Source organism: Corynebacterium suicordis DSM 45110 (assembly GCF_015351405.1).
Taxonomy (GTDB): domain Bacteria; phylum Actinomycetota; class Actinomycetes; order Mycobacteriales; family Mycobacteriaceae; genus Corynebacterium; species Corynebacterium suicordis.
Genome location: NZ_JADKMY010000001.1, coordinates 780,119 through 799,733, shown reverse-complemented (window position 1 = coordinate 799,733; position 19,615 = coordinate 780,119). Strand labels below are relative to the sequence as shown.

Annotated in this window: 19 protein-coding genes; 10 read left to right on the top strand and 9 right to left on the bottom strand. The window is 60.9% G+C overall.

Annotated features, from left to right (window positions below):
- Nucleotides 1-25 precede the first annotated feature (25 nt).
- The 4 genes from IRY30_RS03750 to ychF form a co-directional block, all read right to left on the bottom strand.
- Nucleotides 26-427 (bottom strand): HhH-GDP family DNA glycosylase, encoded by a 402-nt coding sequence (locus IRY30_RS03750; protein WP_194556027.1) that lies wholly within the window; start codon nt 425-427, stop codon nt 26-28.
- 367 nt (nt 428-794) lie between these two features.
- A complete protein-coding gene (locus tag IRY30_RS10305; RefSeq protein WP_323741497.1) occupies nt 795-1,487 on the bottom strand; it encodes an MFS transporter in 693 nt (230 codons plus the stop codon).
- Complete coding sequence (locus tag IRY30_RS10300) at nt 1,417-1,995, bottom strand: MFS transporter (protein ID WP_309825224.1); 579 nt, start codon at nt 1,993-1,995, stop codon at nt 1,417-1,419. Before IRY30_RS10300 ends, IRY30_RS10305 begins: the two co-directional genes overlap by 71 nt.
- A gap of 402 nt (nt 1,996-2,397) precedes the next feature.
- Nucleotides 2,398-3,483: a redox-regulated ATPase YchF gene (gene ychF / locus IRY30_RS03740; RefSeq protein WP_194556026.1), complete on the bottom strand. Its 1,086-nt coding sequence runs from the start codon at nt 3,481-3,483 to the stop codon at nt 2,398-2,400.
- Between the two features lie 210 nt (nt 3,484-3,693).
- Here ychF and IRY30_RS03735 point away from each other — a divergent pair, with 210 nt between their 5' ends.
- From IRY30_RS03735 to IRY30_RS03720, 4 genes are read left to right on the top strand one after another with little or no spacing between them, the layout of a single operon-like run.
- Complete coding sequence (locus IRY30_RS03735) at nt 3,694-5,397, top strand: sodium-dependent transporter (RefSeq protein ID WP_194556025.1); 1,704 nt, start codon at nt 3,694-3,696, stop codon at nt 5,395-5,397.
- A 4-nt stretch (nt 5,398-5,401) separates the two neighbouring features.
- Entirely contained in the window at nt 5,402-5,566 is a 165-nt protein-coding gene (metS, locus tag IRY30_RS03730; protein ID WP_194556024.1) for a methionine/alanine import NSS transporter subunit MetS, read from the top strand.
- A gap of 44 nt (nt 5,567-5,610) precedes the next feature.
- Nucleotides 5,611-7,236: an AI-2E family transporter gene (locus IRY30_RS03725; RefSeq protein ID WP_194556023.1), complete on the top strand. Its 1,626-nt coding sequence runs from the start codon at nt 5,611-5,613 to the stop codon at nt 7,234-7,236.
- Between the two features lie 11 nt (nt 7,237-7,247).
- Nucleotides 7,248-8,174, top strand: coding sequence for a DUF6542 domain-containing protein (locus IRY30_RS03720; protein ID WP_194556022.1), 927 nt, complete (start codon nt 7,248-7,250; stop codon nt 8,172-8,174).
- 6 nt (nt 8,175-8,180) lie between these two features.
- Here IRY30_RS03720 and IRY30_RS03715 read toward each other — a convergent pair whose 3' ends face one another.
- Nucleotides 8,181-9,179 (bottom strand): 4-hydroxy-3-methylbut-2-enyl diphosphate reductase, encoded by a 999-nt coding sequence (locus IRY30_RS03715; RefSeq protein ID WP_228502543.1) that lies wholly within the window; start codon nt 9,177-9,179, stop codon nt 8,181-8,183.
- A gap of 181 nt (nt 9,180-9,360) precedes the next feature.
- Between IRY30_RS03715 and xseA the strand changes: the two genes are divergently transcribed.
- Both xseA and IRY30_RS03705 read left to right on the top strand, forming a co-directional pair.
- Nucleotides 9,361-10,641 carry an exodeoxyribonuclease VII large subunit gene (xseA, locus tag IRY30_RS03710; RefSeq protein WP_309826324.1) on the top strand — a complete coding sequence of 427 codons (1,281 nt, stop codon included), beginning with the start codon at nt 9,361-9,363 and terminating at the stop codon, nt 10,639-10,641.
- The gene (locus IRY30_RS03705) at nt 10,634-10,888 is read left to right on the top strand and encodes an exodeoxyribonuclease VII small subunit (RefSeq protein ID WP_194556019.1); all 255 of its coding nucleotides are present in this window, start codon (nt 10,634-10,636) and stop codon (nt 10,886-10,888) included. Before xseA ends, IRY30_RS03705 begins: the two co-directional genes overlap by 8 nt.
- Before the next feature lie 15 nt (nt 10,889-10,903).
- On the opposite strand, the gene IRY30_RS03700 is transcribed toward IRY30_RS03705, so the two are convergent.
- Entirely contained in the window at nt 10,904-11,479 is a 576-nt protein-coding gene (locus IRY30_RS03700) for a DUF4245 domain-containing protein (protein WP_194556018.1), read from the bottom strand.
- Nucleotides 11,480-11,601: 122 nt separating this feature from the next.
- On the opposite strand from IRY30_RS03700, the gene glpX reads away from it, so the two are divergent.
- The 4 genes from glpX (at nt 11,602) to IRY30_RS03680 (ending at nt 16,742) form a co-directional block, all read left to right on the top strand.
- Nucleotides 11,602-12,636 carry a class II fructose-bisphosphatase gene (gene glpX / locus IRY30_RS03695; protein ID WP_194556017.1) on the top strand — a complete coding sequence of 345 codons (1,035 nt, stop codon included), beginning with the start codon at nt 11,602-11,604 and terminating at the stop codon, nt 12,634-12,636.
- 130 nt (nt 12,637-12,766) lie between these two features.
- Nucleotides 12,767-14,170, top strand: a complete 1,404-nt coding sequence (locus tag IRY30_RS03690; protein WP_194556016.1) for a class II fumarate hydratase — start codon at nt 12,767-12,769, stop codon at nt 14,168-14,170.
- A 246-nt stretch (nt 14,171-14,416) separates the two neighbouring features.
- The gene (locus IRY30_RS03685) at nt 14,417-15,130 is read left to right on the top strand and encodes a TetR/AcrR family transcriptional regulator (RefSeq protein ID WP_194556015.1); all 714 of its coding nucleotides are present in this window, start codon (nt 14,417-14,419) and stop codon (nt 15,128-15,130) included.
- Between the two features lie 7 nt (nt 15,131-15,137).
- On the top strand, nt 15,138-16,742 hold the full coding sequence (locus IRY30_RS03680) for an MDR family MFS transporter (protein ID WP_228502541.1): 1,605 nt from the start codon (nt 15,138-15,140) through the stop codon (nt 16,740-16,742).
- Here IRY30_RS03680 and IRY30_RS03675 read toward each other — a convergent pair.
- The 3 genes from IRY30_RS03675 to IRY30_RS03665 all read right to left on the bottom strand — a co-directional run bounded on the left by IRY30_RS03675 (nt 16,739) and on the right by IRY30_RS03665 (nt 19,568).
- Nucleotides 16,739-17,305, bottom strand: coding sequence for a GNAT family N-acetyltransferase (locus tag IRY30_RS03675; protein ID WP_228502539.1), 567 nt, complete (start codon nt 17,303-17,305; stop codon nt 16,739-16,741). The genes IRY30_RS03680 and IRY30_RS03675 overlap by 4 nt on opposite strands.
- A gap of 72 nt (nt 17,306-17,377) precedes the next feature.
- On the bottom strand, nt 17,378-18,778 hold the full coding sequence (locus tag IRY30_RS03670) for a PhoH family protein (RefSeq protein ID WP_194556014.1): 1,401 nt from the start codon (nt 18,776-18,778) through the stop codon (nt 17,378-17,380).
- Between the two features lie 109 nt (nt 18,779-18,887).
- Nucleotides 18,888-19,568, bottom strand: a complete 681-nt coding sequence (locus IRY30_RS03665) for a type 2 periplasmic-binding domain-containing protein (RefSeq protein WP_194556013.1) — start codon at nt 19,566-19,568, stop codon at nt 18,888-18,890.
- Nucleotides 19,569-19,615 lie beyond the last annotated feature (47 nt).

The following is a 19,615-nucleotide window of genomic DNA, read 5'->3' as shown; positions in this document are numbered from 1 at the left end:
GCGCCCGCTCCCCTCGCGTCCGGGGCTACCTCCGCAGCGCGCGGCGCACGAGCGCGGCGGCGAACCGCGCCCGGTCGGCGGGGGCAACCAGCCCGGCCAGCGCCTCGGGCTCGGCTGGCAGCCCCGCCCGGCGCGCGCCCTCGAGCACCTTGGCATCGAAGACCGGCGGGAGGGACCAGATCCCCTGGACCTCGCGCAGGAAGATCTGCGCCCCGGCGGGCCCGATGCCGGGAAAGGCGCGCAGCAGGCGGCTCAGGGCCGCGGGCTCTGCGTGCCCCGCTGCACGCAGCCGGCGCAGGTCACCGCCGTAGTCCGCGAGCAGGTGCTCGGACATGCGGCCCAGGCGGGTCGCAGTGCTCTCGTCGTAGCGGCGGTAGCCGTCGCGGCCCAGCGCGGCGACGCGCTGGCGGTGCGTCGAGGCGCGCATGTGCGCCGGGGGTGGTGAGGCCGGCGTCCCACAGCTCACGTGCGGCGGCCACCGCGATGTCCGCCCCATCGTGGTCCCTTCACAGTGGAGCAGGTCCATCGGAATCTTAGCTATGGCCACCGACAACGAGAGACGTGTTCGGGGCGCAGAAGGCATCTATGGACCTATCGCCAGACGTTGGATCGGAACACTCAGACCCCTTGCCCTCAGGGCCCAAGCAACACAACCCCTGGTCAGGCCGGCTCCCTATACGTTGAACCGGAACTCAACCACGTCGCCGCAGATAGCAACCTCTGATTGCACCGGTTTCGCAACGGCGGCAGAGAAGCCTCCGCGCGCTAGACCACACCACGCACAACCATACGATTCAGTCGGTATCGATGGTCCGGACGACGGCGAGAGCAAAGCCGGCGCAGATCACGAACACCGCACCACCCACCGCCACGGGCAACGCGAGATGCACGCCAGCGAGAAGCCCGCCGATTAATGATCCAAGGGCAAGGCCGATCAACCCAAGGACGCGCGACGCGGCATTGACCCGCCCGAGGAGCGCATCTGGCACGAGACGCTGGCGAAGCGACGTCGCACAGATCCCCCACACCACGGCGTGGAGAATATAGATCGCCAGTAGCACCGAGGCCACCACTGCATTGCCAGTTACAGCGAGGGCCAGCAATGAGGCGGCCCCGGTGAGCAAACTTGCAACGATCGTCCAGCGGTAGCCGATCCGCGAGCGGATACGAGCTGTCGCGAAGGAGCCGACGAGCCCACCGAGCGCGGACACGGCCAGGATGAGCCCGTACCCAACGCCATCGACTCCCAGCTGCTTCTGAGCGAAAATGACGAGGATGGAGAACGGAAGCATGTAGCCGATACTCGCCAAGGCTCCAATCAATGCCAATCCCCCGACGAGGCGGTGGTGCGCGAGCCACGTTGCTCCCGCGACGGCTTCTCGCCATACCGAGGCGCGCGCCGTGGGCGCAACCGCCTCAGATGGTCTGCCCCGATGCACGGGGAGTGCCAGCGCGATCAAGCCCGCAGCTGCCCACAGCCCGCCCATTGCGTAGACGGGGGGCGGCTGCGGCGATCGCGAAGAGGAACCCGCCGAGTGGTGAGCCAGCGAACTCGTCGGCCACCAGTTGCGCGGCCGAGATCCGGCCGTTTGCCGTGTCCAGCTTGCCCTTCTGGACAAGGCCGGGAACGAGAGAGACCGCGGCGTTATCAGCAGCGCTCTCGAGTGTGCCGATGACCGCGTAAGCGGCGTAGAGGAGGACGAGACCTCCGATGCCCAGGTGCACGCAGATCGCGAGGGCGATGACGGCAACTCCCCGCAGAATATTTGCGACGATCAGGATTAAACGGCGGTCCACACGATCAACCCACACACCGATCGGCAGAGCCACGAGCAGGCGGACGAGAGCGTACAGCGTCGAGAGTCCAGCGATCCAGCGTGGATCGTCGGTAAGCGAGGCCGCCAGCAGCGGGATCGAGACGAACACCAAACCGTCAGCCAGGTTCGACGCGGCGTTCGCTCCCCACAGGACTCGAAAAGACCGACCGAGAGACACCCGCCCCAGACTACCAATTGCACCGCCACCAGCGGCTCATGGGAGCGAGCTGTTAGCGGGACGAAATCACTCGCACTCAGGCGGAACGAGACCTGCCCCAGTGAACCATAGCGTTGCTAGGCAACCGACTTATGAGTCAGACAGATTTTTGAGTCAGCGCACCTTCCGCGAGATCGCGCGTCGAATAACTTGAACCCACCACAGAACTGCGCAGCCGAAGCCACTCGCCAGAGACGCTACCGCAACGCGACAACGAGAATCGGCCTCTGCGGGAGCTCCGCAGAGGCCAACCAAAGTCCCAGGTCAGCGGGACAAACGCTTAGCAACTGATGGTAAAGCGGAACCTGTCCATCGAACCCAACCGGAGGCCGAGAAGATAAAACCCCTGGTCAGAGGCCCTTATTAGACATTAAACCGGAACTCCACCACGTCACCATCGTGCATGACGTATTCCTTACCTTCTTGGCGCACCTTGCCCTGGGCCTTCGCCTCAGCCATTGAGCCCAAGTTATCCAAGTCAGAGAACGCCACAATCTCAGCCTTGATGAAGCCACGCTCGAAGTCCGTGTGGATCACACCGGCAGCCTGAGGCGCAGTGGAGCCCTTGCGGATAGTCCACGCACGGGATTCCTTCGGACCAGCGGTCAGATAGGTCTGCAGACCCAGAGTCTCAAAACCAGCGCGAGCCAGCGCGTGCAGGCCCGGCTCATCCTGCCCCACGGAAGCCAGCAGTTCAGCAGCCTCTTCGTCATCCAGCTCCAACAGCTCGGACTCAGTAGCAGCATCCAAGAACACGCAGTCAGCGGGAGCCACCATGTCGCGCAGCTCCTGCTGCTTGGACTCATCCGTCAGCACGGCCTCATCGGAGTTAAAGACATAGAGGAATGGCTTGGCGGTCATCAGGTGCAGATCCCGGACGGCAGCCAGGTCAATCTCACCCTTGGCAGCAGCGGAAGAAAGAGTGCGGCCATCCTCAAGAATCGTCTGCGCCTTCTTGGTCCCCTCCACCAGCTCGGCCAGGTCCTTGTTCTTCTTGGCGTCCTTTTCCAAGCGAGGCAGAGCCTTCTCAATGGTCTGCAGGTCAGCCAGGATCAGCTCGGTCTCAATCACGGAGATATCAGCCGAAGGATCCACGCGGCCATCCACGTGGATCACGTTGTCATCGGAAAACGCGCGCACCACCTGGCAGATCGCATCAGCTTCGCGAATGTTCGCCAGGAAGGCGTTACCCATGCCTTCTCCATCGGAAGCACCCTTCACAATGCCCGCGATATCCACGAAAGACACGGTGGCAGGCAGAATCCGCTCCGAGCCGAAGATCTCAGCCAAGCGGTTCAGGCGTGAGTCCGGCAGCTCCACCAAGCCAACGTTCGGCTCGATGGTGGCGAACGGGTAGTTCGCGGCCAGCACATCGTTGCGGGTCAGGGCGTTAAACAGGGTGGACTTGCCCACATTTGGCAGTCCAACAATTCCGAGAGTAAGAGTCACGCTGGTCATCCTATCGTGTTCCGCAAACGGATCAGCGGTGGCGTCGGCAAAAAGAACCAACCAACCCACCCACCAAAAACAAATTTTTCCAATTACCCCCATTCGCTAACAATCCGACCCGACCTGCCTATATATTCAACGCACATTGTCAATCCGCACATCTTTGATGTGACCTCGTTCGCAAATGGCGAAAAAAGAAAGAACACGAGTATGGCTGAAACCACTACAACGTCTAGCCAGAGGCAGACGTTTGACTCCCGCCTGGTCTTCCTCATGGCGGCCATTGGCTCCGCTGTGGGCCTGGGCAACATTTGGCGTTTCCCTTATGTCGCTTATGAAAATGGCGGCGGCGCCTTCCTGATTCCTTACCTGGTCGCACTGCTGACCGCGGGTATTCCTATCCTGTGGTTCGACTTCACCGTCGGCCACCGCTGGCGTGCCTCCGCTCCCCTGGCTTTCCGCCGCCTCTCCGGAAACGGCGAGGTCATCGGCTGGTTCAAGGTGGGCGTGAGCTTCTTCATCGCCGTCTACTACGCCGCCATCGTGGCGTGGGCAGCCATCTACACCGTGAAGTCCTTCAACAAGGCCTGGGGCGCTGACCCAGAGACCCACCTATTCAATGACTTCCTCCAGGCTGACACTACCTCCACCTTCTCCGGTGAATACGTGATGCCAATCCTGCTGGTCATGATCGCCGTGTGGGTCTTCTCCATCCTGGTGCTGGCACTGAACGTGAACAGTGGCATCGGCAAGCTGACCGTGGTCTTCGTGCCCGTGCTGGTGGTTCTCTTCGCCATCCTCGTGGTTCGCGCACTCTTCCTGGAAGGCGCTGCCGAGGGCCTGAACGCCTTCTTCACTCCTAACTGGGGCGCGCTGAAGGACTCCAGCGTGTGGATCGCCGCTTACGGCCAGATCTTCTTCTCTCTGTCCGTGGGCTTCGGCATCATGCTGACCTACGCTTCCTACCTGAAGCCACGCACCAACCTCACCGGCACCGGCCTGGTTACCGCGTTCGCCAACTCCTCCTTCGAGGTGCTGGCAGGCATCGGCGTGTTCGCCACCCTGGGCTTCATGGCCCACTCTCAGGGCGTAGGCGTGGACGAGGTTGCCACCAACGGCATCGGCCTGGCCTTCGTGGCCTTCCCGACCATCATCAACAACATGCCGTTCGGCGAGTTCTTCGGCGTGCTGTTCTTCCTCTCCCTCTTCCTGGCCGGCATCACCTCGCTGATCTCCATCATGGAAGTGGTCTTCTCCGCCATCAATGACAAGCTGGGATGGACCCGCGCCAAGTCCGCCATCATCATCGGCTCGCTCATGGCCATCATCTCCACCGTCTTGTTCGCTTCTACCTCCGGCCTCATGGCGCTGGACATCATGGACAAGTGGACGAACAACCTTGGCATCGTGTTCTGTGCCATCGTCGCCCTGGTCATGGTGGCTTGGGTTACTGGTCGACGCAACGAAATCACCCAGCACCTCAATGCCATCTCCTCGGTTCGCGTGGGCATGGTTTACCAGCTCTTCGCGTTCATCGTGACCCCATTGATCCTGGTGTACTTCCTGTACAAGGAAATCTCTTCGCTGATCAGCGAGGGCTACGGCGATTACGCGGCCAACCAGCTGAACATTTATGGCTGGGCTGTGGTGGGCATCATTGTGCTCAACGCAATCATCTGGACGTTCATCCCATTCCGCAACCAGACCGTTCTCTCCGGTGTTCCCGGTTCTGACTACGGTGTTCCGAACAAGGGACGCGCCAAGGGTGAGCCCAACACGCTGGTGAACACCCACATGTACACGGCTGCTGGTACTGCTACTACCGGCGCTGCAACTTCCGGCAAACCAACCTCCACCGGTGAGAACCCGGAAGGCCCTTCCGCCACCGCCCATCCTGCAAGCCCAAGGGGTTAATCACATGACTACAACCGCAATCATTCTGATGGTGCTGTTCATCGCGATCATCTGGGGCGGTCTCATCGTCTCCGTGGCGATGCTGCGCGGCACCAATGATGACATCGCCGGCGAACTCGGCGAAGCCCTCGGCACCGACGATGCCACCCTGGCGGGACTCAACCGCTAGATATTCTTTCCCACCAGTCCCGGCCATAGTGCACAATAGGGAGAATGAGCCCTAAAAAGCGTGATAACGACGCACGCCCCGCACACAATGGCCGGGATTTCGCGGATATGTTGGCCGGTTCAGACCGCCTCGATCCAGAAACCACCCTGCCTCTTCCCGATAGCGCAGTAGATAACTCTTCGGAACCTACCCAGCCTTCCGCTCCAGAATCCTCCCCTCCACTCCCCAACGGAGTTGTTGAGGGTCGCCAGGCTGATGAAGCTGCAACGGCGCCGGATTACTCCGAGAGCAAGGCCCTCCCCGCCGAGGACATGACTCCAAATGAAGAAACTCTGGATAAAGACCTGAAGACCAACGAGGGTCTCAACGAGGAAGTACGCGACCGCGCGGAGGTCATCGGAACCACCGGCCGCTGGTTTGCCGGCTGGTGCCTGCGCTTCCTGGTGATGGGTGCTGCCGCCTACATCCTGTTCAACTTCCTGGGCCAGGTATGGGCGGGCATCCTGCCAATCCTGCTGTCCATCATCGTGTGTACCGTCCTGTGGCCAGTGGTCCGGACGCTGCGCAAGTGGCACATCCCCAATGCTCTGGCGGTGCTCATCGCCCTGCTTGGTTCCTTCGCTGCCATCGGCGGCATCCTGGGTGCCATGGCTCCCTCTGCGGTGGATCAGACCGGTGAGCTGATCAACAAGGCCAATGACGGCATCTTCCGCATCCAAGATTACCTCTCCGGCCCTCCTTTCAACATCGAGTCTTCCCAGCTGAACGACGCCATCAGTCAGGGCACCAGCTGGCTGCAGGAGCAGGCTGGTCAGATCGCCACCACCGTTGCCGCCGGCGCTTCCGCCACCATGTCCGCACTGGTGACTCTGTTCATCGTGCTGGTCCTGACCTTCTTCTTCCTCAAGGATGGCGAGCACTTCCTGCCTACCGTGCGCCGCATTACCGGCCGCCGCGTGGGCTGGCACCTCACCGAGGTCCTCACCCGCATGTGGAACACCCTGGGCGGATTCATCCGTACCCAGGCTCTGGTGAGCTTCATCGACGCGTTCTTCATCGGCATCGGCCTGGTCATCCTCGATGTCCCACTGGCAGGATTCCTGGCAGTGATCACCTTCTTCGCCGGCTTCATCCCCATGGTTGGTGCTGTGACCGCTGGTGCACTGAGCGTTTTGATCGCTCTGGTAGCAGTGGACTTCACCACCGCGCTGATCGTGCTGGCCATCATCATCGCCGTACAGCAGCTGGAGGGCAACATCCTGCAGCCAGTGCTGCAGTCCCGCGCGATGAACGTGCACCCAGTGATCATCCTGCTGGCCGTCACCATCGGTGGCACCCTGTTCGGCATCGTGGGAGCCTTCCTGGCCGTGCCAGTTGCTGCCATGATCATGGTCGCGCTGCGCTACATGGGCGATCTCACGGACCTCGCCACCGGAGAAAAGACCTCCGCGCAGATCAAGTTCTCCACCACCGCAGGTGCTCTCACGGGCGCCCAGAGCGAGCAGGCTGCCAAGCAATGGTTCTCGCGCCTCAAGCAGTCCCAGGACGAGTCAGCTGCGGCCAGCTCCCACCATGCGCACTCCGAGGGTTCCGATTCCGGCAAGTTCAAGTTGGGCGCGCTTCTCAAACCACTGCGGGGAAATACTAAATCTTCGGAAGACGAGAAGTAACATCTAAACCCGTGCCTGAATCCACCTATAGTCGTTCGCGAGCCAAATCCCGTCACTCAGCACCAACGGATCGCCCCATGTTTCCCGTGTGGGCACCGATGCTGATGATGATCGGTGTCACCATCACCGGACTGATTTTCGCGATAGACAAGGGGATCACTCCCCTGGTGTTTTTCATCCTCTTCGCCATCGCCTGCGTGCTGTGCACGCTGCTGGTGGAGCCCCGCGGGCTTTTCCTCACCGTTGTCACCCAGCCGATCTACTACGTGATCGGCACGGTGCTCATCGGGTGGATCGCCGCCGCGGATTCCGTGTCCTCTGCGGGCACGAAGACCAAGGTCCTCACCACCGCTTACCCAGCCATTGAGCATTTCCCCTGGCTGGCTGTGCCTTTCCTCATCTCGCTCATCATCGCGGTCATCCGCTGGCGCCGGTTCAATGCGAAGCGAAACCGTGCATTGCAGGCGGAATCTTTTGCTCGACGCCGCCGCCGTGAGGCCGATGAAAACAATCGTTTGAGCTACACCAGTGCCCGCTCCCGCTCACGCAGCGAGGAATTCTCCGGCCGCACCTCCCGCGCAGCTGAGCTGCAGGATGCGGACGAGAATGATGCGGAGTTTGAACGGTTTGAGTCTGAGTTTGAACGGGCTGACTATGAACGCACTGACTATGCTCGCGCTGACTACGAACGCCTTGAGCCCAAGCGCTCACGCCCCAGCGCCAGCTACCGCTCCCCTAGTTCACGAGCTCGCGAGGGCGAGCAAACCCACACTGTGGACGAGCTGCTGCGCAAGGCCGAACAGCGCCGCGCAGCGCGCAGCGAACTCCCCCGTGCAGATGTCATTGAGCCGATAGAGAGCGTTGAATCTGCGGAGCAGACCGGACCCGAAAGGTCTACGCTGCCTCGCCCGGCTCGGCGATACCGGGCGTCGGAATAAAAACCTTTAGCGGTTAGTGCGGGAGGGGCGCAGCTCGCGCGGCAGGGAGAAGATCAGATCTTCGGTTGCGGTGGTGACTTCCTCCACGGAGGTGAAGCCGTTCTCCGCCAGCAGATCCAGCACACCGCGGACCAGGATCTCCGGCACCGATGCGCCGCTGGTCACGCCCACGTTGGTCACGCCATCTAGCCATGCCAGATCGATCTGGTTGGCGTAATCCACCAAGTAGGATTCCTTGGTTCCGTGCTGCAGGGCCACTTCCACCAGTCGCTTGGAATTGGAGGAGTTCTGGGAGCCCACCACGATCATCAGCTCCACCTTCGGCGCGATTGCCTTGACGGCGACCTGGCGGTTCTGGGTGGCGTAGCAGATGTCATCGCTCGGAGGATCCTGGATATCCGGGAACTTCTCGCGGAGCATGCGGACGGTATCCATGGTCTCGTCCACGGACAAGGTGGTCTGGGAGAGCCAGATCAGCTTGGTTCCCTCGGGGAATTCCAGGGCGTCCACGTCTGCCTGGCCATCGACCAGGTGGACCACGTCTGGAGCCTCGCCCGCGGTGCCTTCCACTTCTTCGTGTCCGTGGTGGCCGATCAGCACGATCTGGTAGCCCTGACGCGCAAAGCGGATGACCTCGTGGTGCACCTTGGTGACCAGCGGGCAAGTGGCGTCCAGGGTGTTGAGCTCCAGGGTGCGGGCCTCCTGGTGCACCATCGGGGACACGCCGTGGGCGGAAAACACCACGTTGGAGCCGTGGGGAACTTCGGTGGTTTCATCCACGAAGATCACGCCGCGCTCTTCAAAGGTGGTCACCACGTGCTTGTTGTGCACGATCTCCTTGCGCACAAACAGTGGCGCCCCGTACTTTTCCAGGGCTTTTTCCACAGTTTCGACTGCGCGATCCACACCGGCGCAATAACCGCGCGGCGCGGCCAGCAAAACCCGCTTTTCAGACTGGTTGTACTGTTCGTTCACGGTGGTCTCGTCTGTGTGAGTAGTGGTCATGTCAGCCATGTTAACGCACGTGCGAAATGCGAGTCTGGGTGCCATCTGGGTTGCCCTGTCTTGGCAGCCCATACAATGAATAATTGTGAGTCCTCAAAGTTCATCCCCTGGCCAACCAACCGGCCAATCTTCTGCGCCTGATTCCGCCAACCAACCGGCCGGCCCCGACGCCCCGTGGCACGTGGCGCAGTTAAACGCGAAGGTCAAGCAGTGGATCGAGCGGCTGGGCCAGATCTGGGTGGAGGGCCAGGTGGCGCAGATCAACATGAAGCCCTCGTGGAAGCTCTCCTACATCACCCTGCGCGATGTGGAGCAGGAAGCTTCCGTGCAGGTCACCTTGAGCACCAGCAAGTTGGCGGCCATGCAGCCCCCGCTGCAAACCGGCGACCGGGTGATCATGCACGGCAAGCCCGCCTTCTACGCAGGCAGGGCATCCTTTTCTCTGTGGGTCACGGCCGTGCGCCACGTGGGCATCGGCGAGCTACTGGCGCGCATTGAGGAGCTCAAGCGCGCCCTGGCTGCGGAGGGTTTGTTCGATGCTCGCCTGAAGAAGCCCCTCCCCTTCCTACCCCGACGCATCGGTTTGATCACCGGCCGTGGATCCGCCGCAGAACGCGACGTGCTCTCCGTAGCGCAGGCGCGCTGGCCCGCCGTGCAGTTTGAAGTGATCAACACCGCCGTGCAGGGTCCCACCGCTGTGCCCCAGGTTATCGACGCCCTTGCTGCCCTCGATGCCAACCCAGCCGTAGATGTGATCATCATCGCCCGCGGAGGCGGGTCCGCGGAAGATCTCCTCCCCTTCAGCGAAGAGGCACTGGCCAGGGCAGTCTCCCGCGCGAAGACCCCGGTGGTCTCCGCCATCGGGCATGAGCCGGACACGCCCGTGCTGGATAACGTGGCGGATTTCCGAGCCGCCACACCGACCGACGCCGCCAAACACGTGGTTCCAGACGTGCTTGCGGAAAAGGCACTACTGGATGAGCTGCGTGGCCGCGCTGGCGGGGCATTGCGCGGATGGGTGGCCAACGAGAAGAAAGGCCTCGGCAATATCCGGAGCCGGCCAGTGCTGGCAGATCCTCTCCTGCCGGTGAAACAACAGCAAGGCCTGCTGGAAGAAGCCATCGCGCGGAAGGATCGCGCGCTGGGGCTCGCGGTGCGGGAGAGGCGCAGCCACATTCAGGGACTCAAGGCGCAAGTCAATGCGCTGGGCCCCGCGCAGACCCTGGCGCGCGGATACTCCGTGGTGCAAGTGGTGCCGAGGGATGGGTCTGGGCCCGCTGTGGTGACAGGCATAGAGCAGGCGCCGCCTGGATCACAATTGCGCATTCGCGTAGCTGATGGTTCCATCACCGCGGCCGCGATGGGAGTGCAGGCCGCGCCTGGTGGCGTCGGGAAAAAATTGGAAGCCAATCCAAACAACAACAACACTGATCACACCGAGAAGGATGAAGACAATGAGTGAGCAACAACAGCAGTTCCGCGCGCTGGACGAACTGAGCTATGAGCAGGCTCGGGATGAGTTGGTGGAGATCGTGAAGATTCTGGAGCTCGGGCAGATGAGCCTGGATGAATCCCTGAATTACTGGGAGCGCGGCGAAGAGTTGGCGGCTTACTGTGAGCGCTACCTGGATGGTGCCTCCACCCGGATCGAAACCGCTCTGGAGAAGCGCAATAGTGCGCAGGAGGATGCGGAAGAGGTCCTCGAATAGTTTAGTGGGGACTAACTAGCTGGGCTGCTTGATCGGCTCAGTTTTCAACGTGATCTCCGCAGCTTGGCGCATGTGCGCGTCATCGGCCATGCTTTCCAGGATGAGGCGGACATCCCCCAGGTCAGTCACCCACAGTGAGCGGGCATCCTCACCCTCCATGACCTTCCACTCCTTGCCGCCGATGTTCTCGGTGCGGACTTCCTCCCGATAATCATCATCGGGCTGCACTGCATGCTTCATATCCGCCGGGGTTTGAGTCAGGGAAATGAACTTATCCCCATCGATCACCCAACCGGTGACCACAGAGGACTCGCTGCCCACCTGCGTGCGGCGCTGCGAGTTGGGCACCCACCCTTCCGGCATGTGCGGGTAGCGGATGGGGAAGTTCAGGGCCTGTGCGTCCATGGCGAGGATGTTCTCCGCGTCCACCTCTTCCACCGGGCCGCTGGTATCGGGAGACCCCGGGTCCACGCTGCACATGCCGGTGAAACCCACCACCAAAAACATGGACACAATGAGCACGCCCAAAGTCAGAAAAAGATCCTTGGACGACTGAAACACGCGGGGTTTTTCGATACGCACAAGCGCCATTATCGCACTAACCGGCACTCAACCCCCCAATCGGTGGCGTGGTTTGTGCTCGAAACGGCGCAACAGTGTCACAATGGACAACAGCAATCGATAAAAGAAACCTACGAAAAGAGTTGGTGCACATGACCGCCACGGCGAACGTCAATCCGTCTGCTGATCGCAAGAACGAAGCCCCAGACCGCAACCTGGCCATGGAGTTGGTTCGCGTTACCGAGGCAGCAGCCTTGGCATCCGGCAAGTGGGTTGGACGCGGGCAGAAGGAATCCGGCGACGGTGCCGCGGTGGATGCCATGCGCCAGATGATCAACTCCGTGGCCATGCGCGGCGTGGTTGTCATCGGTGAGGGCGAAAAGGACGAAGCCCCCATGCTGTACAACGGCGAAGAAGTGGGCAACGGCGAAGGTTCCGCCGTGGACATCGCTGTGGATCCAGTGGACGGTACCACGCTGATGGCTGAGGGTCGCCCCAACGCCATCTCCGTGATCGCAGCTGCTGAGCGCGGCTCCATGTACGACCCATCCGCCGTGTTCTACATGGACAAGCTGGCCGTGGGCCCCGAGGCTGTGGGCGTGGTGGACATCGAAGCTCCCGTGGCCCACAACATCAACGCCGTGGCCAAGGCCAAGGGCACCGTACCTGGTGGCATCACCGTGGTGGTGCTGGATCGTCCCCGCCACCAGGACCTCATCCGCGAAATCCGCGAAGCCGGCGCCAAGGTGCGCTTGATCGGTGACGGCGACGTAGCCGGTGCCGTTGCCGCAGCTCAGGATGACCTGGTGAACTCCGTGGACATCATGATGGGCATCGGAGGCACCCCAGAAGGCGTGATCTCCGCTGCCGCCATGAAGTGCATGGGTGGCGAGATCCAGGGCAAGCTGTGGCCTCGCAACGAGGAAGAGCGTCAGAAGGCTATCGATGCCGGACATGACCTCAACCGCGTGTTGACCACCTCTGACTTGGTGAACTCCGAGCACTGCTACTTCGTGGCCACCGGCGTGACCAATGGCGACATGGTGCGCGGTGTCTCCTACCGCAAGAATTCCGCCATCACCCGCTCCCTGGTGATGCGCTCCAAGTCCGGCACCGTGCGCCACATCGAGAGTGTGCACCAGCTGAACAAGCTTCAGGAATACTCCGTGCTGGATTACACCAGCTAGTAGTTGATCCGCATTCCCCGGCGTATGTTCGCGCGTATTCTGGGGACGTATTCTGGGCACATTTTCTGCGCGCATTTCTGGGCGCTAGAAATTCTCCCTGCATCACAACACTAATGAAGGTGGATTGAATATGACTGAGCAAGACTTCCGCATCGAACACGACACCATGGGTGAAGTGAAGGTTCCCGCCAAGGCTCTGTGGCGTGCACAGACCCAGCGCGCAGTGGATAACTTCCCCATTTCCGACCGTCCTTTGGAATCCGCACAGATCCGCGCCATGGGTCTGCTCAAGGCAGCCTGCGCGCAGGTGAACCTGGATCGCGGACTGCTTCCAGCTGATCGCGCCGAGGCCATCATCTCCGCTGCCAAGGAGATCGCCGACGGAAAGCACGATGCAGAATTCCCCATCGATGTCTTCCAGACCGGCTCCGGAACCTCCTCCAACATGAACACCAATGAGGTCATCGCGTCCATCGCGAAGGCCAATGGCGTGGAGGTTCACCCCAACGATGACGTGAACATGGGCCAGTCTTCCAATGACACCTTCCCCACCGCGACCCACGTGGCCGCCACGTTGGCCGCTGTGGAAGACCTCATTCCTGGGCTGAAGGTCCTGGAAGAGTCCCTGCAGAAGAAGTCCAAGGAATGGGAGAAGGTCGTTAAGTCCGGCCGCACCCACCTCATGGATGCAGTACCCGTGACCCTGGGTCAGGAATTCGGTGGCTACGCCCGCCAGATCACCCTGGGTATCGAGCGCGTCGAGGCCACCCTGAACCGCCTGGGCGAGCTGCCTATCGGCGGCACCGCAGTGGGCACCGGCCTGAACACCCCAGCTGATTTCGGCGCTAAGGTCACCGAGGAGCTCATCAACCTCACCGGTGCCAAGACCCTCAGCGAGGCCGTGAACCACTTCGAGGCTCAGGCTAACCGCGATGCCCTGGTTGAGTTCTCCGGCGCCATGCGCGGCGTGGCAATCTCCCTGAACAAGATCGCCAACGACATCCGCTGGATGGGCTCCGGCCCACTGACCGGTCTGGGCGAGATCCACTTGCCTGACCTGCAGCCAGGTTCTTCCATCATGCCGGGCAAGGTCAACCCAGTGCTCTGTGAGACCGCAACCCAGGTTGCTGCACAGGTCATCGGCAACGATGCCGCTGTGGCTTTCGGTGGCTCCAACGGCCACTTCGAGCTCAACGTGTACATCCCAATGATGGCCCGCAACGTGCTGGAATCCGCCAAGCTGCTGGCCAACACCTCCCGCCAGTTCGCCACCCGCTTGGTGGATGGCATCGAGCCAGATGTGGGTCGCATGCGCACCCTGGCTGAGTCTTCCCCATCCATCGTGACGCCACTGAACTCCGCAATCGGCTACGAAAATGCCGCCAAGGTGGCCAAGGCCGCTTTGAAGGAAGGCAAGACCATCCGCCAGACGGTCATCGACATGGGCTTCGTGGATAACGACAAGCTCACCGAGGAAGAACTGGACAAGCGCCTGGACGTGCTTGCCATGGCGAACACCGACCGCGATAAGTAATCAGCGCTTCGTCTTTTCTCGAGCTCTCAACCCGAGCTCCGTTGCATCACTCTGCAACGGATCTCGGGTTTTCCGCTGCCCCAGACCACGTTCCTCAACCGCTCGAAAAACTTTCAGAAAAGTCTACAGTGAGTGCAAAAGTTCACAGGTGGACATTTTCACTCAAGGAAGTCTAGTCTGGAGTCTTGTGAATTTGAGGATAATTTCTCGCCAATTAAGGCCAGATAAGGAACTACACTCACGACTATGAATCCCTCCTACCCAGACCGGAAGACCATGGGACTGCGCGAGCTCAAGCGCCTCGAGACGCATCTCCGCATCGAGGACAAAGCCACTGAACTCTTCTTAAAACGTGATTATGACGATGTCACGCTAGAAGAGATCTGCGAAGCCGCCATGGTCTCGCGTCGCACCTTCTTCAACTACTTCCAGTCCAAGGAACACGTGGCGGTGGGATCCGCGCCCATCAACTTCTCTTCTTTCAATTTCCAACAGATCGAAAATCTCCGTGTCCCCGAAGGCTCATCGCTGATTCACGAGCTGTCCAGCATCGTGGCCAAGGTACGCGTGGAGCATGCTGCGTCGATGGAGGCAGGTTCCATCCATCCGGAACTTTCTGCCGAACTGCGCAAGCGTCGCACCGAATTGCTCCGCCGCACCCCGTCGCTGGGCATGTCCAAGCTCAGCACCTTTGAGAAGACCCGCAACCAGCTGGCCATCGCCGTGACCAAGAACATGGAGACGTACCCGGAACACCGGATGCTCCCCCACCGCTCGCTGGCGCAAGAAGCTCGCTTGGTGGTGACTTCCACCACCATCACGCTGTGGGCCGCGTCCATCCTCCCGATGCAGCCCGATGCCGCCTATCTCACCGAACAATCCGTAGACACCACTGCCTCGGACTTTGCACAAATTTTCTCCGCTATGACTGTTTCTTCTCTATTTCCACCCGCAGAATAGGTTTGTCTTGTCACACCCAGTTTCCCCCGCTGAAGAACCCAATAATTCCAAGTCTCTAGATTCGACCAAGCCTCTAGAGTCCCAGGCCAGCACCCCGCCGAACAACAACGTGGCGGTTGTGGTGGCTTGTCTCATGCTCACCATGCTCATGTCCTCCCTGGGACAGATGATCTTCTCCACCGCGCTGCCCACCCTAGTTGGCGAGCTCGGTGGCGCAGAACACATGACGTGGGTCATTTCCATCTTCCTGCTCACCATGACCGTGGGCATGCCCATCTACGGCAAGCTCGGTGATCAGTTGGGTCGCAAGCCTCTGTTCCTCGCCGCCATCGTGCTGTTCCTCATCGGTTCCGTGGTGGGAGCGCTGGCGCAATCCATGAACATGATGATCTTCGCTCGCGGCATCCAGGGTCTGGGTGGCGGTGGCCTGATGGTGCTCTCCCAGGCCATCATCGCGGACGTGGTTCCCGCCCGTGAGCGCGGTAAGTACATGGGCGTGATGGGTGCCGTGTTCGGCGTGAGCTCCGTGCTCGGCCCACTGCTCGGTGGCTTCTTCACCGATGGTCCCGGCTGGCGTTGGGCGCTGTGGTTTAACGTCCCCCTGGGTCTGCTTGCCCTGTTTACCGCCGCGAAGGTTCTGAAGCTTCCTCGACGCCACTCCACCGCGGCCCATGACATCTTGGGAACCATCACGATGATCGTCGCCACATCTTCCCTGATCTTGACCGTGACGTGGGGCGGCCGCGAGTACGCCTGGGATTCCCCGCTCATCATCACGATGATCGTCGTAGCGATCCTGGGTTCCATTCTGTTCGTGTTCTTCGAGAACCGTCACTCCAACCCGCTCATCCCGATGACTCTGTTCAAGCACCGCAACTTTGCGCTGACTGTGGCCAGCGGCATTGTTCTGGGCGCGAGCATGTTCGGCACGCTGAGCTTCCTGCCCACGTACATCCAGATGGTGCACAACTTGTCCCCCACCAAGGCGGGTCTGATGATGATCCCGATGATGGCAGGCATGATTTTCACGTCCATCGTGGTGGGTCAGTTCGTCACGCGCACGGGATCCTATAAGTGGTTCCCCGTGGTGGGCATGTTCGTGATGGCCGCAGCTCTGCTGCTACTCGGTCAACTGGACGCGGACGATACCCTGGTCCACCTGGGCCTCGTAGAAGCACTCATGGGCTTAGGTCTGGGACTTTCCATGCAGACCCTGCTGCTCATCGTGCAGAACACCTTCCCTTTGCGGATGGTGGGAACGGCGACGGCGTCGAACAACTTCTTCCGCCAGATCGGCGGCGCGGTGGGCGTGTCCGTGGTGGGCTCGCTGTTCACCCACCGGCTCAGCGATCTGATGAAGGAAGGGCTGCCCGGCGCGTTCGCGAAGCTCTCCCCTGAGGAAGCCGCGCAGGCGCAGGCCTACAAGGGTGGCGCGAACTCCATGACCCCAGAGATGGTGCACAATGCACCGGGGGCTCTGGGTGAGATGATCGTGAATAGCTACAACGACGCTCTGGTCCCCATCCTCGGTGCGATGGCTCCCCTGGCGATCTTCAGCGCGCTCGTGGTGTGCTTCGTGAAGCCCGAGAAGCTGAAGGAAACGCTGGACTAGCTTTCTTCAGCTGAGGCTTCCCAGGCCGGGCCGTTTTCGAGGATGCGTTGCATGTAGACCACATCCCGCCACTGCCCGGCCTTTCTGCCGTATTCCATCAGCCCCATGCGGTGCAGCACACCCACTTTTTCAAAACCACGGGATTCATGCAGCTTGATGGAGGCCACATTCTCCGGGAAGATACTGGAGTGCATCACCCAGAATCCTTGCTCGGCTGCGGCCTTGAGCAGGTGATCCAGGAGACGACCGGCCACGCCCTTACCCTTGGCTGCGGAGGAGACGTAGATGGAATCTTCGATCACTCCGCGCAGTGCCTCGCGGTGGCTGGTGGGGGCTGCAGTGACCCAGCCGATGATGGCCTTTTCACCGTCCTCGTTGGTCTCCTCCGCGACAAAAGCCAGGGTCATGTGGCGGTTCTTGGAGAAGACATTCCACTGCGGTGCCACGCGCTCATAGGTGGCCTCGCCCGTATCCATTCCGTTTTGCAGAATCACACGAACTTGCGGGTAATCGGATCCGGTCATGGGACGAATCTCGATGCTGGCTTTCTCAGCGGAAGTCATGCGCACAATTTTGCCTCACGGAACGGGGTCCCCGCTAAATTTATGCACAATTTTCCCACCCCAGGGGGTTAGTTACCCGTTTTCCAGCAGGTTGGTCACCAGTTCCGCGATCTGCGAACGCTCGGAACGGGTGAGGGTCATGTGCGCGAAGAGCGGGTTACCCTTGAGCTTTTCGATGACCGCCTGGATGCCATCGTGGCGGCCCACGCGCAGGTTGTCTCGCTGGGCTACGTCGTGGGTCAGCACCACGCGGGAATTCCGTCCCAGGCGGGAGAGCACGGTGAGCAACACATTGCGTTCCAGGGACTGGGCTTCATCCACGATCACGAAGGAATCATTGAGGCTGCGTCCGCGGATGTGGGTCAGAGGCAGGACCTCCAGCAGATCCCGGCTGACAACTTCCTCGATAATGTTATCGCTGACCACACCCTCCAGGGTGTCGAAGACAGCTTGAGCCCATGGGTTCATCTTCTCGTTTTCGCTACCCGGCAGGAACCCCAGATCCTGTCCGCCGACCGCGTAGAGCGGGCGGAACACCACGATGCGCTTGTGCTGCCCGCGCTCCATCACTGCTTCCAACCCAGCGCACAGTGCCAGCGCAGACTTACCGGTTCCGGCGCTTCCGCCCAGGGAAACGATGCCGATTTCTTCATCCAGCAACAGATCCAGCGCCACACGCTGCTGCGCGCTACGCCCGCGAATGCCGAAGGCTTCCAAGTCAGCCGGTACCTGATCCACCAGGCCATCGCCCACCACGCGCGCCAGCGCGGACTGGCTGCCAGCGGTCAGCTGCACACCGCAGTGCACGGGTAGTTCATCCAGATCCACACCGGTGACGGTCTGCACTCCGGTGAGGTCCACCTCGCCATTGAGGTAGAGCTCATCAATCAGGTGGCTGGGCACTTCCGCCCGCGCCATGCCGTTGTAGCCGGTCAGCACCACATCCTGAGCCTTGTATTCATCGGCATCCAGGCCCACGGATCCGGCCTTCACGCGCAGCGGTACATCCTTGGTGACCAGCGTGACGTCATGCCCCTCGGCACGCAGGTTCAGTGCGCAGGCCAGAATGCGGTGATCATTATCTGAGCCGCGCAACCCGGATGGCAGCACTTCCTGATCCACGTGGTTGAGCTCCACCTGCACGGTGCCCTGCTCCTCGTTGATCACGCTGGGCAGATCCAGGCGACCATGCTCAGTGCGCAGATCCTCCAGCAGGCGCAGAGCCTGACGCGCGAACCATCCGAGTTCCGGGTGATGCCGCTTACCTTCCAGCTCGCTGATCACCACCACCGGCAGAATCACGCGGTGTTCTGCGAATTTGCGCAGAGCGAAGGGGTCCGAAAGCAAAACGGACGTGTCCAGCACGTAGGTTCTCACATCAGTTTCTGCGAGATTTGCGCTGGCCACGCCCGTTTCGGTGGCGGTTTGATCTGTTGTGCGCCCTGGATAGTTCAGGGCTGGTGTGGTGTTCATGTCTCTAACCGTAGAAATCCACAGTGGAAATTACATGTTTGTGAGTTGAACATTAAGTTAATATGCCCAACGGTCTACTAGAGGTTCAGACCAGCGGTTTTCCGCCGAATTAGCGCTTCTTCCGCGGCCGATTCTTCGCCGCCGGACCCGTCACCAGGGCACTACTCTGCTGCGCCGCCTTCTTCTTCGCCTTAGATTTCTGCTGCGGATTGTGCTGACGAGAACTATCGGATTTCCGCCCGCGGCACACGCCCACGAAATCCTGGACCTCATCCGAGTCCTTATCCCGCAGCCACACGGCGATCACGCGCGTCGACCCGGCCGAGGTGGCGTCGAGAAGATCACGATGCACCACCCCGCGCATGTTGATGGCACGCAACAACGGCCGCGGCGCAATCACCACACCCACGTTCGCAGCCACCACCCCCAGGGCTTCCTTCACGGCTGCCACATCCACTTCGCCATCCGCGGGCGTGACATACATTTCCATCTCACCGGCCAACTCCGCGTAACGCACCCGCTCCATGACCTTCACCGGGTGGTCCTTCGGGGCAGCCACGCCCAGCTGTTCCTCATAGAGATCCACGGAATGATAAGTATTTTTATCGACGCCAGCATCTCCCACCCGCAGCAATGCCACATCTGCAGCGCCTGCCTTGATGTACTTCAAGGGATCTTCGGCCTGTGCACCGGCTACTCGCCAGTGACGAACGCGCTCATCAAAGCGAGTGAACCACTTGTCCGGCTGGACTCCGGGACTGAACACGACTCGTAGAAACTGGGTAGGCATGTGTTCATTCTAGGGGCAGCGTTAGAATAGCCAATGTGAGCTCTCAA